The 15,578-nt window shown below is 49.3% G+C and carries 16 protein-coding genes; 5 read left to right on the top strand and 11 right to left on the bottom strand.

The genetic code is table 11. From position 1 onward, the window contains the following. Nucleotides 1-3: 3 nt before the first annotated feature. Together ABDB91_RS16835 and ABDB91_RS16840 are read right to left on the bottom strand one after the other, a co-directional pair. Nucleotides 4-579 (bottom strand): lactate utilization protein, encoded by a 576-nt coding sequence (locus ABDB91_RS16835; protein ID WP_347488834.1) that lies wholly within the window; start codon nt 577-579, stop codon nt 4-6. A gap of 727 nt (nt 580-1,306) precedes the next feature. Next, complete coding sequence (locus ABDB91_RS16840) at nt 1,307-1,507, bottom strand: hypothetical protein (protein WP_347491677.1); 201 nt, start codon at nt 1,505-1,507, stop codon at nt 1,307-1,309. Between ABDB91_RS16840 and ABDB91_RS16845 the strand changes: the two genes are divergently transcribed. The 4 genes from ABDB91_RS16845 to ABDB91_RS16860 are packed head-to-tail and all read left to right on the top strand — an operon-like array spanning nt 1,436 to nt 4,576. Next, complete coding sequence (locus tag ABDB91_RS16845; protein ID WP_347491526.1) at nt 1,436-1,852, top strand: DUF6431 domain-containing protein; 417 nt, start codon at nt 1,436-1,438, stop codon at nt 1,850-1,852. The two genes, ABDB91_RS16840 and ABDB91_RS16845, sit on opposite strands and share 72 nt — an antisense overlap. A gap of 49 nt (nt 1,853-1,901) precedes the next feature. Further along, nucleotides 1,902-3,254 (top strand): DDE-type integrase/transposase/recombinase, encoded by a 1,353-nt coding sequence (locus tag ABDB91_RS16850; protein ID WP_347487742.1) that lies wholly within the window; start codon nt 1,902-1,904, stop codon nt 3,252-3,254. Continuing rightward, the gene (locus ABDB91_RS16855; RefSeq protein WP_347487743.1) at nt 3,247-4,047 is read left to right on the top strand and encodes an AAA family ATPase; all 801 of its coding nucleotides are present in this window, start codon (nt 3,247-3,249) and stop codon (nt 4,045-4,047) included. Before ABDB91_RS16850 ends, ABDB91_RS16855 begins: the two co-directional genes overlap by 8 nt. 19 nt (nt 4,048-4,066) lie before the next feature. Beyond that, nucleotides 4,067-4,576 carry a hypothetical protein gene (locus tag ABDB91_RS16860; protein WP_347488835.1) on the top strand — a complete coding sequence of 170 codons (510 nt, stop codon included), beginning with the start codon at nt 4,067-4,069 and terminating at the stop codon, nt 4,574-4,576. A 69-nt stretch (nt 4,577-4,645) separates the two neighbouring features. Here the strand turns inward: ABDB91_RS16860 and ABDB91_RS16865 are convergent, their stop codons facing one another. Continuing rightward, entirely contained in the window at nt 4,646-5,113 is a 468-nt protein-coding gene (locus ABDB91_RS16865) for a hypothetical protein (protein WP_347488836.1), read from the bottom strand. Between the two features lie 416 nt (nt 5,114-5,529). Here ABDB91_RS16865 and ABDB91_RS16870 point away from each other — a divergent pair, with 416 nt between their 5' ends. Then, nucleotides 5,530-6,168, top strand: a complete 639-nt coding sequence (locus ABDB91_RS16870; RefSeq protein WP_347488837.1) for a DUF3298 domain-containing protein — start codon at nt 5,530-5,532, stop codon at nt 6,166-6,168. A gap of 99 nt (nt 6,169-6,267) precedes the next feature. Here ABDB91_RS16870 and ABDB91_RS16875 read toward each other — a convergent pair whose 3' ends face one another. The 8 genes from ABDB91_RS16875 to ABDB91_RS16910 all read right to left on the bottom strand — a co-directional run bounded on the left by ABDB91_RS16875 (nt 6,268) and on the right by ABDB91_RS16910 (nt 15,554). Next, nucleotides 6,268-8,934: a DEAD/DEAH box helicase gene (locus ABDB91_RS16875; RefSeq protein WP_347488838.1), complete on the bottom strand. Its 2,667-nt coding sequence runs from the start codon at nt 8,932-8,934 to the stop codon at nt 6,268-6,270. 107 nt (nt 8,935-9,041) lie between these two features. Continuing rightward, complete coding sequence (sugE, locus tag ABDB91_RS16880) at nt 9,042-9,365, bottom strand: quaternary ammonium compound efflux SMR transporter SugE (protein WP_347488839.1); 324 nt, start codon at nt 9,363-9,365, stop codon at nt 9,042-9,044. Nucleotides 9,366-9,490: 125 nt separating this feature from the next. After that, nucleotides 9,491-10,924 (bottom strand): PH domain-containing protein, encoded by a 1,434-nt coding sequence (locus ABDB91_RS16885; protein ID WP_347488840.1) that lies wholly within the window; start codon nt 10,922-10,924, stop codon nt 9,491-9,493. Continuing rightward, entirely contained in the window at nt 10,911-11,393 is a 483-nt protein-coding gene (locus tag ABDB91_RS16890; RefSeq protein WP_347488841.1) for a PH domain-containing protein, read from the bottom strand. Before ABDB91_RS16890 ends, ABDB91_RS16885 begins: the two co-directional genes overlap by 14 nt. A 155-nt stretch (nt 11,394-11,548) precedes the next feature. Further along, nucleotides 11,549-12,736, bottom strand: a complete 1,188-nt coding sequence (locus ABDB91_RS16895) for a YbaK/EbsC family protein (protein ID WP_347488842.1) — start codon at nt 12,734-12,736, stop codon at nt 11,549-11,551. A gap of 755 nt (nt 12,737-13,491) precedes the next feature. Beyond that, complete coding sequence (gene deoC / locus ABDB91_RS16900) at nt 13,492-14,166, bottom strand: deoxyribose-phosphate aldolase (protein WP_347488843.1); 675 nt, start codon at nt 14,164-14,166, stop codon at nt 13,492-13,494. Between the two features lie 28 nt (nt 14,167-14,194). Further along, on the bottom strand, nt 14,195-14,323 hold the full coding sequence (locus ABDB91_RS16905) for a hypothetical protein (RefSeq protein WP_347488844.1): 129 nt from the start codon (nt 14,321-14,323) through the stop codon (nt 14,195-14,197). A 253-nt stretch (nt 14,324-14,576) separates the two neighbouring features. Further along, the gene (locus ABDB91_RS16910; RefSeq protein WP_347488845.1) at nt 14,577-15,554 is read right to left on the bottom strand and encodes a prenyltransferase/squalene oxidase repeat-containing protein; all 978 of its coding nucleotides are present in this window, start codon (nt 15,552-15,554) and stop codon (nt 14,577-14,579) included. Between the last annotated feature and the right edge of the window lie 24 nt (nt 15,555-15,578).

The raw sequence follows: 15,578 nt of genomic DNA on the forward strand, positions 1-15,578 counted from the left end.
CTATTAGTCACCAGATCCATCTCCCGCTTCATCAACAAAAATAATGTGCAATTGTTCCGGACCGTGCACTCCGATGGTTAAAACGCGTTCAATATCGGCCGTGCGGCTTGGCCCGGATATAAATGAAATATATCCGGGCAGGTTGGCCCGCCGCGAATTTAACATGTCCATGGCATCACTAAAATGTTGCACAAGCCGTTCGGTACGCACCAGTGCAGCATGCACAGGAGGCAACGTTGAAACCAGCCGCTGGTTTATGTCGGTACTGTCCTGCGCCAGGGTACCGGTCCCGGCAATAGCCAGGTCCACCTCCGACAGACCCAGACCGGCGTCTTCACAATGCTTCCTTAGATCACCGGTGCAAACTTCTATGCCGCCGGCAGCAATTAAATCAAGGCATTTATCAACTAATTCAGATCTGGCGGCAGCAATTTTGCCGGCCCCCACTTGCTTAATAATTGCCGCCAGCCGAACTCCCGCACCTGCAGGGTCACAAACCCGGTATACCCGGGCGGAGATCGCTTCCGCCTGTTCCATAAACTGTCGGTACAATTTATCCATTTCTTTTTTATCCGGCACAGTAATTTTCCTCCCCCGCGCCTGCCTGCATAAATTAGCCGGTTGACAAGTCAATTAATGTAATTTTTTCAAAATAAAATCAATTCCGCAACTAAATTAATACTCACCCCCGTGTAATAACATCCTGTATCCCGAACACCTGCTGGTATGACCAGTATACAGTGATTATATCGAATTTTCAATAATTTTTTGTAAAAAAGTTTTTAAAACTTATTTGCATAGAAGACCGGGAACTGCACGACCAGCAGTATCAACAATCCGAACAACCCCTCGTTTTAACCCCCGCGTGAAATTATAACTGTTTTTTGCCAGGTCGAAATAACCGCTTCCCTACGGGGGATAGACGGCCAGGTATCCAGTATGGTATGGGGGGCCTAACAAAGATCTGGCTTTATCTCCCATACATAATTTATCAATAATAAATAAAAACTACCTTTAAAGTTTATTAAAGTTACTTTTCCGAGGAAGTGCTATGCTTGAAAATAAAAGATCGGGTGGTATTAGGAGTTATATCAGGTCTTACAGGAAATTTCGTAAAAACTTTAATTGATGAAGCTTCTCTTAGAAAGAAGATTGTTCCTGCCGCCCTGTAATGCCCGAAAGCTGATGGTGTTGCCTGTCCAGAAGTTGCCATATATAATGACCATATCATGAAGAAAGGAAAGACGCCCCTTTTTTTGGTGTACTGCTGCAGCAACAGCAATACCAGGGGCGCCACCACGTATGGTCATTTTAACAGAATATGAGCTAATTGAAAACCTTGAAAAAAGTGTTTTTTGTAAAGAGCGCGGAGCAGATTCCCTGTCCCTGTTGTAACGGGCCACTGGATGTCATCGGCAGCCGGCAACGCAAGTACATAAATGGCCTTGGCGATCAGATCGTGCTCATCATTCGCCGGCTCCGTTGTGAACACTGCCGTCGGATCCATCACGAACTTCCGGATATACTCGTCCCGTACAAACGCCACAGCAGAAAAAGCATTGAGGCGGTCATAGCCGGAGACACCGCACTGACCGTCACCGCTGACGAATCCACATTAGGCCGTTGGCGCAGTTGGTTTAGTGAAATGTATTATCACTTCCTGGGTTGCCTGGCCTCCATCGCTACCTTACTCGGTAACCAATCTGTGAAAGAATCGTCCTGTCTTTCCCAGTCTGCGCTCACAAGGATTTGGGACTATGTTGGCAACGCCACCGGCTGGCTGGCCAGAGTTGTCCGATCAGTGGCAAACACAAATTGTTGGGTACATACCCGTTCTGCATTCCCGTCCTGACGGTCAGGATATAAACTCATGCTAAGCCTAAAAATTAGGGGGTTTTAGCATGAAAGACCAACAAAAGGCCGAAGAGATTGCCGCTCAGCGGATGCAACTACTATCCCCGCTGCTAGCGGACGGGCTTGATGCGGCCAAAATCAGGGAAATTAAGAAAGATATCTGCCAGCAGACCGGACTATCCGAGCGTACGCTGCGCAGATACCTGGCCCAGTACCGGGCAGTCGGCTTTAGGGGACTAAAACCTAAAGGCAAAGGCCGGCAAACCGAAGAAGCTATACCATCAAATATCCTAACTCAGGCCATCCTGTTGCGTCGTGAGGTGCCCGGTCGCAGCATCGCTCAGATCATTCAGATTATGGAATGGGAAGGGCTGATCCAGGAAGGGCGGATTAAACGCAGCACCCTGCAGGAGAAGTTGGCCGAGAAAGGCTACAGCACAAGACAGATGCGCATGTACTCCGACAGCGGCGTGGCGGCTCGGCGATTCCAAAAGAAGCACCGCAACCAGCTCGTACATTCCGACATCAAATACGGCCCCTACCTGCCAATCGGCAAGGATGGCGCTAAAAAGCAGGTCTACCTGGTCACCTTCATCGACGATGCCACCCGCTTTGTGCTGCACGGCGAGTTCTACCCGACGCTGGATCAGGTCATTGTAGAAGATTGCTTCCGTAAAGCGATTCACAAATACGGAGTTCCCGAAGCGGTATATTTCGACAACGGTAGCCAGTATCGCACTAAATGGATGCATCGCACCTGCAGCAAATTAGGCACCCGGCTAGTATTTGCAAAACCGTACTCTCCGGAGGCAACCGGTAAAGTAGAAAGGTTTAACCGGGTGGTGGACGCCTTCTTAGGCGAGGCCAAACTGGAAAAACCACAATCGCTGGACAAGTTAAATGAGCTGTTTTGGGTCTGGCTGGAGGAGTGCTACCACAACAAGCCGCATTCCGGGCTAGATGGTAGCGCCAGCCCGCATGCTGCCTACCGCAGTGACAACAAGGCACTAAGGTATTTGGATCCACAAACCATCGCTAACGCCTTTTTGCACTGTGAAAAACGGAAAGTGGACAAGGCTGGCTGCATCAGCTTTAACGGCAATAAGTACGAAGTCGGGCTGCCGTTTATCGGGTGTAAAGTGCAAGTCATCTACGACCCCGCTAACATCACTGAACTGACTATTGAATATGAAGGGCACGCACCCTGGACAGCTAGGCAGTTAGTAATCGGCCAGCGAGCCGGGAAACGCCCCCCGCTGCCGGAACACCTGCAGCCCAAGCCCGCCGAATCGTCGCGACTCCTGGCTGCAGCCGCCCTGAAAAACCAGCAGCGTAAAGAGCAGCAGGCTCCAGCCATTTCTTTTAGAGCCGTGAACAAGGAGGATAACAGTCATGTTTGAATCCTTCTACGGCCTGTCTAAAACACCGTTCTCCCGGGACATCCCAACGGATCAGTTGTACCAATCGCTGATGCTAGATGAGACACTGGGCCGATTGGAATATGCCGCCCGTAGGCAACTTTTCGCCGTGGTTACCGGTGACTGCGGTACCGGTAAAACAACCACCATCCGCCTGTTCAAGGCCTCTTTAAATCCGGCCATGTTCATGGTGATGTATCTGGCGGACTCCAAACTTACCCCCCGGCATTTCTACAAGGGCCTATTGGAACAGCTAGGCTGTGAAGCCAAGTTTTATCGCGGCGACGCCAAGCGCCAGTTGCACCGGGAAGTCGAACTCATGCGCGGTATTCAGCAACTGCAGCCGGTTGTTATCGTAGACGAAGCGCATCTTTTGGACAAAGAAATGCTGGAAGAGGTACGATTCTTGTTGAACTTTAAAATGGATGCCCAAAGTCCTATGGCCCTGATCTTGGTGGGTCAGAGCGAACTGTGGGATAAGTTCCAGCTTCAAGCGTACGCCGCCATCCGCCAACGGATCGACCTGCAGTGTAAACTGCCGCACCTGGACCGTTCCCAAGTCGGGGAATATATTAATCGGCACCTGGCTTATGCCGGCGCCGAACACGATATCTTTTCAGATAATGCGGTTGATCAGGTGTTCCGGTATTCCAGCGGTGCAGTCAGGCTTGTTAACAAAGTCTGCACCCATTGCTTGCTCTATGGAGCTCAAAACGGTCGTCGGATTATTGATGATCACATGGTGAAGTTGGTTATCCAGGGAGAATTGTTATAATTCTCCCTTCCCCGGGCCGGTGGGCACTAAGTCCGTCAATTCACGGACAACTAACACCGTCTATTGCTGGACGTTACAGATCGTCAGTAACAAGAAGATTTCTAAAAGATCATTTCGTTCAACAGCCGCCGGTGTTTGGGTAAACAAAAAAAGTGAAGCAATAAATTATAAAGGGCAAATACTTGGCGGAATATTTGATTTTGGTATGGCCACTTTAGGTGCCATAGGAATTGTACATTTGTTCTCAAAAACAGGCAGAGACCACGTTTTAACAAAAGGAGTCCTATCCGGTATTACAATAGGCTCAACTATATCCGCACTTCTCAGTGCCTTTCCGCAAAATAAAGTTAAACCTAAAGATGCTATGAGCAATTTGTCATATATGGCAGCCCATGCTGCTTATGGTATCGTTGCATCAATTATAGTAACAAAACTTGGTGATTCTTCGTTGTTTGATAGCGAACCTATAAACAACCACATTCCCCCAACCGAACCAACGACAGGGGTAAGGAAAATTAAATACGATTAATAGTGAAAACTGAGTAACAGGTTGCTGGCGGGTTGTGGATGCGGTATAAATCTTATTGATTTCTTCTCCTCATGTCGGTTGTTGCCCCCTAAAGCGACCGGTCAATTTATAATAACCCCAAGTAGCTGTTGGAAACCATATTAAAAAAGGTATTATTGAGTCTATTATTCCATGAGCAAGATATAAAACACCGAGTTTCGTAATCATCTGGCAAAAAGCAATGCTATAAAGAATCGCTACAGTTACGTATATATAAACATGGGGTTTTCTCTTAGGCAAGAAATAAAAATACATAATAAAGAACATTGCCCATGAGATAGGTGCTAAAAAATGTATTCCCATGAGACCAAATGGCTCGTAATTTATATACCCGAATTCTCCAAACATATTTGCAATCGTAACAAGCACTATATCGAACACTGCCCCAAAAATAATCCCATAAATTGATAAGAGGCGAATTTTATTTCTGGGAACAGTAGCTATTAAAATTAATGCGAATATCGCTGTGTATATAAAAGGAATAAATTTAACCGCCATTGTTTGCCGCCCTTATTCTTGATTTACTATAATTAATACCCTTAGAATTACAACTCTATACCATTCCACTCAACAATACCATTTATTTTTAATTAATCAAATTGCGTATAATTTTAAGCTATTGCAACTTGCGATTGCAGCTTACAGCACCATCGGCATCCCCCCCCTAAAAAGAAAAATCCCCGTATATTTACGGAGTTAAAAAGTCCAATTGTGTTACAGTTTGGTTGTACTGTTTTATTAAAACACCGTTTTACCGAAGAAGCTTTGCAAGATCATCATAAGTGTTCAAAACCTGCGCTTAGCAAGTGATTATGATGACTTTTATATCGTGAGCACCGGTGCCAAAACCGGCCCGGCCGCATAACCTGGAACAGTGTGAATATATCAACCGACTCTTTAAAGGAGCTGATTTTATGTCGGCTAACCAAGGTATCGTGGCAACAATTATCGATCAAAAAATAGAAAACAATTGTATTAACATAACCTACCCCCAGGTTACAGGTTTGGACAATTTAGAAGTCCAAGAACATATTAACCTGCTAATCAGGAAACAAGTTGAGTTCCTCATCCCCCGGGAAAGCTGTAATATCTACGCGGAAATCTTTGGCAAATACGAGGTTGCGGTTAATAAAAATGATATCCTCAGCCTGAATCTCCAGTTTTACACCATCAGGAAACAAGCCGCCAACGGTCTGAACCAGCAAAAATCAATCACTGTGGACCTAACCACGGGCAAATCATATTTGCTTTATGAACTTTTCAGAAAAAACAGCAACTACAGGATGGTTCTGGACAGAATGATCAGACAACAAATTGAGGAACAAGGCTTGCATTTAATCAAAGAGTTCAACGGTATAACCGACGACCAGGAATACTACCTGACCGAAAACAGCCTGGTAATTTACTTTCGGGAACTGGAATACACCATCCACGCTGAAGGGATTCCCAAGTTCCCTATCCCCTACTTCCGGATCAGAAACCTTATTGATGTGGACGGCCCCATCGGCAAGCTAACCCAAAGGAGCATCGCCCGCATTCACTTCCATGAATAAAGGCAACCTGTTGAAAAGCAAATTACTATTGCTTGACTAAGGCATTGGTCTACGGGTTTACCCGCCTGATCTATACACCAAAAGTTGACTTATAAGCCTTTATCTACGCGCATCAAGTTCATTCTGCAAATCCGGCAGCAACGTCAACCGCTCCGGCGGCCCTATTAAATAACCCTTTTCCCTTAGACCCTGCATAGACAGACGATACATATCCGACCAACCGCAGCACCGGGATATGGCTTGTCTTAACAAGCGTTCAGGCACGGGCTTGCCTGTCTGAGAATAAATCAGATAATGCACCGCCAAAATGGAAATTTCGTACTTGATCAGCCGTGCCGGGCAGCACTGTTTTATCCAATCAGCCGTAGTCAACCAGTTCGCACCGACGAATATAAAAACTTTTTCGTATTGTTTCAGCTCCATTTCCAGCGCCCGAGCCTCCATTTTTATATCCGCCCGGCTGGACGGCTTTCTAAATAATTTTTCCTTTATCAAGCTGAGACCGCTTTTTTTCCGGGGCACTTCCCTGCCCAGCAGCATTGCCAGCAGCCGGGTCACCCCTTCTTTATCCAGCCTCTCATTGGCCTGTAAACACTGTGGAATAATAATGCAGCTGGGACAACCCTCAAGACACTTACAACCCGTCACCAGTTCATAACACCGTTCCAATACCGTTTTGATATCTTCAAATACCGATTCGGCCAATCCCACCCCGCCCGCGTAGTTGTCATAAATAAATATCTGCGCCTGATCACCATGCACCTGCAGGCTAGCCCCCAGGTCGCGGCGCTCGCACATCACTACCAGAGGGATGATGATATGCAGCAGATGTTTTAAGGCATGGGCCGCACCGTACTTAACCTGCTGTTCAAGACCCTGCAAGTCAATATCCAGCCAAATGCCCACCGTGGGAAAGTCGATTGGCTTCAACGCTTGCCCCGGCTCGATAGTCCTCTGGTTTTCTTTTTGTTTGTCACCCACGTTAATAAGTTTATAACCGGCGAGGCTTTTATGAATATTGAGCACCCCGCTATAAACGCCCATATTGCCTTCCCGGTGGCTACGCTCAACCTTTTCCACGGTAATCCCGGAATCAATATTGGGCCGGGTAATATAATCCTTTAATTCATCGGGCAAATCCCGTAACTGTATAGATTTGGTGCCATAATCTATGTTCTCCACCAAGTATACTTTGTTATAAACAGGCAGTATGGCACCCGGGTAGGCATCTCTGATCACATCATCATAATTATATTCCTCCAGCATATAGCCCTGAGGGCTAATGGTACGGTAATTATCACTATCACCCCTTAAGCTGAAAAACTCCGTCTGTACTGCCGTACCGTAAGTCCTGGGCCGATCGGTCAGCGGTTTAAGACGCCCGTGTCTTAAAAGCAGCTTCACCGCTTCATAATAAATATCGCGGTTCCAATAAGCAGCATCTTCCTTGCTGAGCGGCAGCTCTTTAGCAGCCAGAGGCAAGTGATCCACTAAAAACTGTATTTTTTCGCTAACCACCGCTTTTTCAAAAGACTGTCCGAAAAAATACTGTGGGTTGCGCACAATATATAAATCCAGCGGGTCTTCATTGGCCATCAGTACAATTAACGACTTCTGCCCCTTTCGCCCGACCCGGCCCGCCTGCTGCCAGGTGGAGGAAATACTGCCGGCAAAGCCGGCCAATATACAAGTGTCCAGTTCCCCCACATTAATGCCCAACTCCAGGGCATTGGTGGAAATAACACCCTTTAAGCTGCCGTTAAACAGTTTTCTTTCAATGTCCCGGCGCATTTCCGGCACATAGGTGCCCTTATACGGGGTAATCGCTCCGGCAACACCGGGGTAATTTTCTCGAATAACCCGGTAAGCCGATTCCACTACCCGCCGGGAACGGCCAAACATAATAGTACGCCTGCCGGATTCTACATAACGCCCCACGGCCCGGGCCGCCTCGAAATGGGTCAGCCTGCGCTTAGTCCGGCCATCATTAGTTTTATAGGTAGGCGGCTCATAAAAAACCACCGTTTTTTCGCCGGCCGCTGAAGTTTCCTCGGTCACCACCGCAAAATCCAGGCCCACCAGATTGGCGGCAAATTCACCGGGGTTGGCAATGGTAGCCGTACAGAGAATAAACACGGGCTCAGCCCCGTAATAATCACAAATTCGCCTGAGCCGGCGGAATACCTGCAGGCAATGACAGCCCATAACTCCCTTCAGCATGTGAGCCTCGTCAATAACTATGTATTTCAAACCACCCCAGAAACCGGGCCAATCCAGATGTCTGGGCATCAGGCAGGCGTGTATAAAATCCGGGGTGGTAATCAGTACACCGGCACCGTTAATGACACTCCGCCGCTGATTAAAGGGAGTATCGCCATCGCACGCGGCTATGGCCGGCTTTTCCCGGGGCCAGTCCATTGCCGCGGCAATATCCCGCATTGTTTTCAACTGATTCTGCCCTAACGCTTTGGTGGGAGTAATATATAGAGCTCTGGACCGAGGGTGGCCAATTAATTCACTGAATATCGGGACGGTATAAACCAATGATTTACCGCTGGATGTACCGGTAGTAATAATGACGTTGCGGCCTTCCATAATATGGCCGACAGCCCGGGCCTGATGCTCATACAACCGGTTAATACCCTGCCCGGCCAACGAGCGCGCCACGGTCCCGGCAACACCCGGCGGAAAGGGCGCGTACTTTGCTTCCCTGGGTGGTATTACATGCACCGAATTAATCCCCCGCTGATCCAATAGCCTATGCATAACCCCGCCCTCCCAAATCCAATAAACGCAACTATTTCTTCCAGCCACCTCATTATATACTGTCCCCAAAGTTACGGACAAGCCGGGAAAGACACGGGAACAGCCTCTTAGACAGCCGGGGAAGTACACTTCAAACCTATAATACCTACTAAAATTAATGTCACAAAAAAAAGACGGGCACCGTCCCGGGGCTCGTTTAACAGCAACATACCCACAATTACCGCACCCACCGCGCCAATTCCCGTCCATACCGCGTATGCTGTGCCAATGGGGAGCACCTTTGTGGCCCGGGATAAAAAGTAAAAGCTGATTATCATACCCATTACCGTTATTAAAGATGGGTACAGGCGGGTAAAACCATGTGCATATTTAAGACTAATCGCCCAAACCACCTCAAAAATACCGGCAACCAAAAGATACAGCCAAGCCATAAAAATCCTCCCCAACAAGCGTAATATTTTGTTCCCATTAGCCGCCCTTAATTTGAAAAACCCTCCATTAGATAGACTAACCAAAGATTACACATACCTGTCAGCGGCCCGCCTTAAAATGGATTTTAGTCCTCTATTAACCGGATATCGCTTTGTTTGCGCCGTCTAAACCAGTTGGTCAGCGTTTGGACATCTATTGAAGAAACATCGTCCAGTCCAAAAATAGCCTGCGAAGCCAGGTCCATTTTAAAACTCATCAGACCGGCCCGGTGCTGCCAAGGTGTGCATTCGGCGGAAAAGGACTGTGCACTGCGGTTGGGTAGCACGAAAGTAGTCCTGACCACACTGCGGGAGCGCACCGCCAGCATATTGCCCCGCACTCCCCAACCGGCGCTTTTATATTTCCAAAAGCCCCATAGCCCGCCCAACACCGGCAAAAGCAATGCCAAGGCCGGCTCTCCCCATGGCAGCCAGATAAAAATCGGCAACGCCAGCAGAGCTGCAGGGATAAAACCGCGCAGCATATAGCGCCGCCCGGCTGCGGGGGGCAAAGGCTGCAATGGAATTTCCGCGGCAAACTCCGGCAGGAACTTATTAAGCAGAAATACCAATTCGTTTTTCCGCACCAGCGGCCAAAAAAGCGTTTTTTCGTGACTCCGCGGCCCGTAACCGGCACTTTCCAGATGCACGGTAAAGTAACCCAGTGGTTGGCGCAGCACCCCCTCCACCAGGCGGACAGCCCGAATACGCCCAACCGGTATGGACACCTGACGCCGCTGCAGCAGCCCGTAGACCATTTGAATTCGGTCACCCGAGCGGGTCAGCGTGAAATCACCGTATTTCAAGATCATTCCCAGCACAGCCAGCAGCCAAAGTACCAAAATAATAAACGCGGCCAAATACACCGGATTTACATAGTCCCAAACCCACATTAAATACCGCTGCAAATCCAGCTCCAATCCAATATCGTCAAGCAAAGTCCAAGCCCCGGAGAACAAATAGAGCACCAGTCCAAGAGCACCGCCGGAAGTAGCTCCAAAGAGGAACAGCTCCTTTAAAGAAAGCCTTTTTAAGGCAACCGCATCACCGGCATAATTTCGGTCCTCCTCTACGCCGGATACCAGCAGCCTCCGCCGCAGCAATTGGGCATCCGACATGGAAAGGGCATACAAAACAGCCTCCGGCTTGTCCCCACCGGCTGTTTCCACTTGCACAGATACAATATTAAATAAACGGTGCAGTACACCTTGATTTAAATCAATAGCTTGAATACGCTCGCGGGGAATTACACTCCTTTTATGTATCAGCACTCCTTGCTCAACCACCAGTACCTCATTCTCTACCCGAAAGGTAAAACGAAACCAGCTAATCAGACCCCAGGCCAGCAAGACCAGAATAATTACTGTTCCGGTAAACATTAGCCAGGACAGAGAATATCCTCTTTTCAATATCTGGGTAACGAAAAGAAGAACCAAAGGCAGTAGGAAGTCCTTTAGCAGCTTGATTGCCCTCAATAAGATGCCCAGCAAATGCAAGCGACGAGGCTTAGACAACATCATCAGACACCCTGGCCAGGCTCGCGATCCGGTCCCGGAGTTCGTCGGCCGCCTCTTCGGATAAAGCCGGTATTTGATGAGTGCCCGCCGCTGTGGAAACGTTAACGGCAGCCAAACCATAACGGCGCATCAATATACCCTGCGCAGTATCCACATGCTGAATACGGGTCATGGGAATTAAAGTACGCTTGATAAACCAAACACCCCTCTGCAAATAAATCTCTTCCGTACTAATCCGGTAGCGCCAGCGCTCCCAGCGCAGCCTGGGCAGCACCGCCACCTCCAGCCCTCCGTATAACAACGCGGCCGCCACCGGTAAAACAGGTACCCACTGAGGCCAATTAAACTTTTTAAACAGCAATGCCACTATGACGAAACCTACCGTTCCCAGTATCACAGCCTCTAAAAAGCCACTGATCTTCCACACCCGCATAATCCGCAGATCAATCCGTTCACCAGGCTCGAAGCGCAATTTCCAAATCCTCTCCTATTCCGTAACAAGAATTAGCATAACGTCGCTTCACTCTTCGCAATAACAAACTAACTATATTACCCATCCTTTAATGATAACCGCACAAACGGCATGGGTGTCCAAGAAGATAAGTGAAACGCCCCACGTCTCCCAAGTCAACAGTCTACTACCGTCCCCCGGGTAATAGCCTCTAATTTTTTAAAGGTAATGGGCAGTGCGGAATGGGCGGTGCCCGCCGCCGGGTAAATTACATCGAATCGCTGCATGGAAGCATCCAAATAAATGGGCACCTCGCCGGCCAAAGCAAAGGGGCAAACCCCGCCGACCCGGTAACCCGTAATTTCCTCCACCTCTTGGGGGGTAGCCATCCTGGGCTTACCGCCTAAAAGCGCCTTGACTTTTTTTGTACTTACCCGCACATCTCCCGCCACGACAAAAAGACCGTAATGATCTCCCGCTCGGAACAATAATGTCTTGGCAATCATGCCCGGCTCCACGCCTAACGCACGGGCCGCCTCCTCCACCGTGCTGGTAGCCTCTGTAAATACCAGCGGCTCCAGACCGGCGTCAAATTGTTTAACGTACCGGCGCACGCGCTCCACTGCCATGTTTTCGCATCTCCCCTGCTCCCAGCCGGCGCCCGCCAGCCAGAGGCACAGTTCATCCAGGGTGCCGTACCAGTCCACCCGCTCCTGATAATGCACACGATCAGGGTTAATCAGATAGTCGGTAACCAGGCAAGTACGCATACCGGCAGCTGCGGCGGCCATATCTTCAGCCGCATCGTTGCCTATCATTATACAATCCTCGGGCGGCAGCTCCAACAGGTAAGCAATTTCCCGGTAATACTCGGGATAAGGCTTGCAATAGTGCATTTCTTCATAGCTGGTCACCAGTTCCCAGGGTAAATCGGCAACTCCGGCCCAGGCCAGGCGATCATAAATGGCTGAGCGTGGAAACACCGGGTTGGTAGCCACCGCAATGCGCAAATTGTGGTCCAGGGCCGCCTGAACCGCCCGCCGGGCCAAAGGGGAAGCACCGGTCACCCGGACCAGTTCCTTGTATTTATTGGCGTAAAAATCATCCAGCAGCGGCTCCAGGGCCTCATGACAATCGGCCGTACGCGAGCGAAAATCGTTCCAAAAGACCTCGGCGTTGGTTAAGACCGGGTCACGATTGACCAGCATTACGCCGGTGCTGTCTAACAGCGCCCGGGTGAACCGCTGCGGATCAACCACCGGTGCCGCGGCTCGGGCTATCTCCTTTAAATATTCATTCATAAAATTATCGGTATGTACCTGCAGGAGAGTCCCATCCAGGTCAAACAATACTGCCTGCAACATTTTATACACATCCTTTGCGATATATCTATTCCGAAAAAATCCATGTGACTGCCTTCCGGCATCTTTGGCGACCGCCATCGCGAGCGCAAGCGAAGCAATCCCAGACCCCAAAGCAGGTCCCCAAAGAAATGCGGGCTGTAGATCAGGAATTACCTCGTCGCTCCGCTCCTCGCAGTAACGGACTTCAAGCGTTACAGGTTGTATTCTTCATAGCAACGACGTACTTCAAGCACCGCAGGTTATATTTATAGCAATGACGGACCAGGCTGATTTTCATTCTCTGACGGCAGCGTGCAAGCGGCATGAATATCTTTTAAGACCACTTCGAGAATAAGTAAGCAATTCCTTTAATTATAGGTAAGCCAGTAAAAGTTTAAAGCCGTATCCCAATTATGTCGTGGTATATCGTTATAATATATAATATCAGCGTATAGCCTGTTAATAATTCTTTACCTAACAGAGCACGGCCTCGAACATATCATTACTGTTCACAGGTGACAAACGCGACGTGTTTTCTGTGAGTGCAGCGAAGCGAAAGTCACAGAAAACCGGAGAATTGCAGCGTCAAAACGCTGTTTTTACGTTTTGTGTGCATCGCAAAGCGTGTTATTGCTCACAGAGCCGCTACTTTTTGCAGGGGTGTGAACAGTAACAACATATCGTTAAAAGATATTTTCGACAATCTGACCCAATATCTTTGGCCGGCTTGGTTTAATGCCCAAACCGTGACGGTAATCTCACTCAGGCAAGCTTATTTACTCCATTGCTCCAATAATATCCACTCCGGCGCTGGCCCCGATCCGACCGGCCCCCGCTTTAATCATGGCCAGGACCTGACCGGCTGTTTTTATACCCCCGGAAGCTTTAACACCCATCTCCGGCCCGACGATGGCCCGCATCAACGCCACATCCTCCACCGTAGCGCCTCCCGGGCCAAAACCGGTACTGGTTTTGACAAAATGCGCCCCGGCTTGGGCGGCCAACCGGCAAGCCAATATTTTTTGTTCCCTGTTTAAGTAACAGGTTTCTATAATTACCTTGGTGATAGCGGCAGGGTGCTGTGCATGAACCGCTTTCACCACCGCCCGTATATCGTCGAGCACAACATCCGCACGCTGCTCTTTGACGGCGCCGATATTTAAAACCATATCCACTTCCAGGGCGCCACATTGAACAGCCCGGACGGCCTCGCCGGCCTTGGCGACAGTGGAGGTGGCCCCCAGAGGAAATCCTACCACGGTACACACCGCCACCCCCGAACCCGCCAGCTGTTCCGCAGCAAACGGCACCCAATAAGGATTGACACACACAGCTGCAAATTTATACTCCCGAGCCTCGGCACATAGCGTAATAATATCCTCATGGACAGCCACAGGTTTTAGCAAAGTGTGGTCAATCATACCCGCCAGTTTAGATTTGGTTATTTTCATATTGCCCCCCCGGTTGACCCGTTCCTCTCTAAAAAACGGCATTATTAACGGTTTGCATAGTTTTCGGAAAAAAATCTTCATACTTGCAAAAGAGGCCCAATGCCTGCTGCTTTGCAACAGTTGAGCCTTTTTTGTACAAAGTTTCAATTGTTATCAAATTCCAAGACTCCCACTTCTATAAATGGGAGTCCCCATTTATACTTCAGGTGGGGTAAAACCCCCATCTACAGCACCGTTGTTCAGTTTTAACCGAACGAGTTCACTTTTATAAACCCGCCCCGTGACAACTTGATTTATTGCCCGGCAGGCGCATTGACACGAGCGTTAGACCACTACTTGAGATAACCGGAAGCATTGGTTAATAATGCAGCCAATGCCCCGGCAACGATAATAAAATCAAGTTATCCGGCTTATTTGGATTCCATATTAGCCCTGATTTTTTGATAAACCGATTGCCCCGTTTGGTAATCCCCCAGGGCTATTAAGGCCTGGGCCGATGCCATATCGTTGGGCAGCCGCTCCGAGCCGTGACTAAACGAACCATCCGCCAGACGGTATTGCAAAAGCCCGGTTACCGCGTTACCCCCGTCCTTGCTCCATTCGTCAGCCGTCGGATCAATACCCAAAATAGTCAAAGCTTGCACCACCTGGGCACAGGATTCCGCTGTTGAAGTACCCCAGGCGCCGAAGGTGCCGTCTTCATTTTGTTGTTCCTTTAGATAAGCCAGCGCTTTTTGCACCGGCAAAAAGCCGCTGTCCTTGTCCAGGCAGGCCATAGCTATAATGGCCATGGCCGTCATATCCACATCCGATTCGTCCAGCCGAATATCGACGCTGAAGCCGCCGTCGGCGTTCTGATGCGCCGTCAGCCACCGCAGCGCCAGATCGGCCCGGGGAATATCCTGCCCCGCAACATAGAGCGATATAATACCCCAAATGTGAGCGTTAACTAACTTTTCCCCGGTTCCGTTTATTGTATCGGCGAATTTGCCCGACAGAGTTTGGGAAGAGATAATACTTTGCAGCAGGTTTTTACCCCCGTAACCGTCGGGGCTTTTCCCAGCCGCCGCCGCGCCCAGTACGGTCCGCTGATAATCGGTGCTCTTGGCTTCCGAGAGCATTACCCCTTGAGCAAGCTGCGTTTCCCGTAATTTTGACAGATGCCCGGCATCTTTTCCAATGCCGTAGTAACCCAGCATGGCCCATTCCAGCATACCATCGTACCCCGGGGCTTGCAGCTCCTTATCCAGATAGCTTACCGCACCTTTAACGGCTTCCCGCACCTCCGGGCTGCCGGGCGTTACGGACGCCCAAGCAACCGGCGCCAAGGCCAACATAAAGACCAGCACTCCCACAACCGCCAAAGTCTTTCTAAATTGATTAAACAATGGAACCCCTCCTTAGCTAATTAG

The sequence above is a fragment of the Desulfoscipio sp. XC116 genome, from assembly GCF_039851975.1.
In the GTDB taxonomy this organism is placed as follows: Bacteria; Bacillota; Desulfotomaculia; order Desulfotomaculales; family Desulfallaceae; genus Sporotomaculum.

Bases quoted from the DNA above. Each gene is read 5' to 3' on its own strand.
- ABDB91_RS16850 (WP_347487742.1), top strand. From the start codon at position 1,902: ATGAAAGACCAACAAAAGGCCGAAGAGATTGCCGCTCAGCGGATGCAA.
- deoC (WP_347488843.1), bottom strand. From the start codon at position 14,166: ATGAAAATAACCAAATCTAAACTGGCGGGTATGATTGACCACACTTTG.
- sugE (WP_347488839.1), bottom strand. From the start codon at position 9,365: ATGGCTTGGCTGTATCTTTTGGTTGCCGGTATTTTTGAGGTGGTTTGG.
- ABDB91_RS16885 (WP_347488840.1), bottom strand. From the start codon at position 10,924: ATGATGTTGTCTAAGCCTCGTCGCTTGCATTTGCTGGGCATCTTATTG.
- ABDB91_RS16840 (WP_347491677.1), bottom strand. From the start codon at position 1,507: ATGGATCCGACGGCAGTGTTCACAACGGAGCCGGCGAATGATGAGCAC.
- ABDB91_RS16855 (WP_347487743.1), top strand. From the start codon at position 3,247: ATGTTTGAATCCTTCTACGGCCTGTCTAAAACACCGTTCTCCCGGGAC.
- ABDB91_RS16870 (WP_347488837.1), top strand. From the start codon at position 5,530: ATGTCGGCTAACCAAGGTATCGTGGCAACAATTATCGATCAAAAAATA.
- ABDB91_RS16875 (WP_347488838.1), bottom strand. From the start codon at position 8,934: ATGCATAGGCTATTGGATCAGCGGGGGATTAATTCGGTGCATGTAATA.
- ABDB91_RS16895 (WP_347488842.1), bottom strand. From the start codon at position 12,736: ATGTTGCAGGCAGTATTGTTTGACCTGGATGGGACTCTCCTGCAGGTA.
- ABDB91_RS16865 (WP_347488836.1), bottom strand. From the start codon at position 5,113: ATGGCGGTTAAATTTATTCCTTTTATATACACAGCGATATTCGCATTA.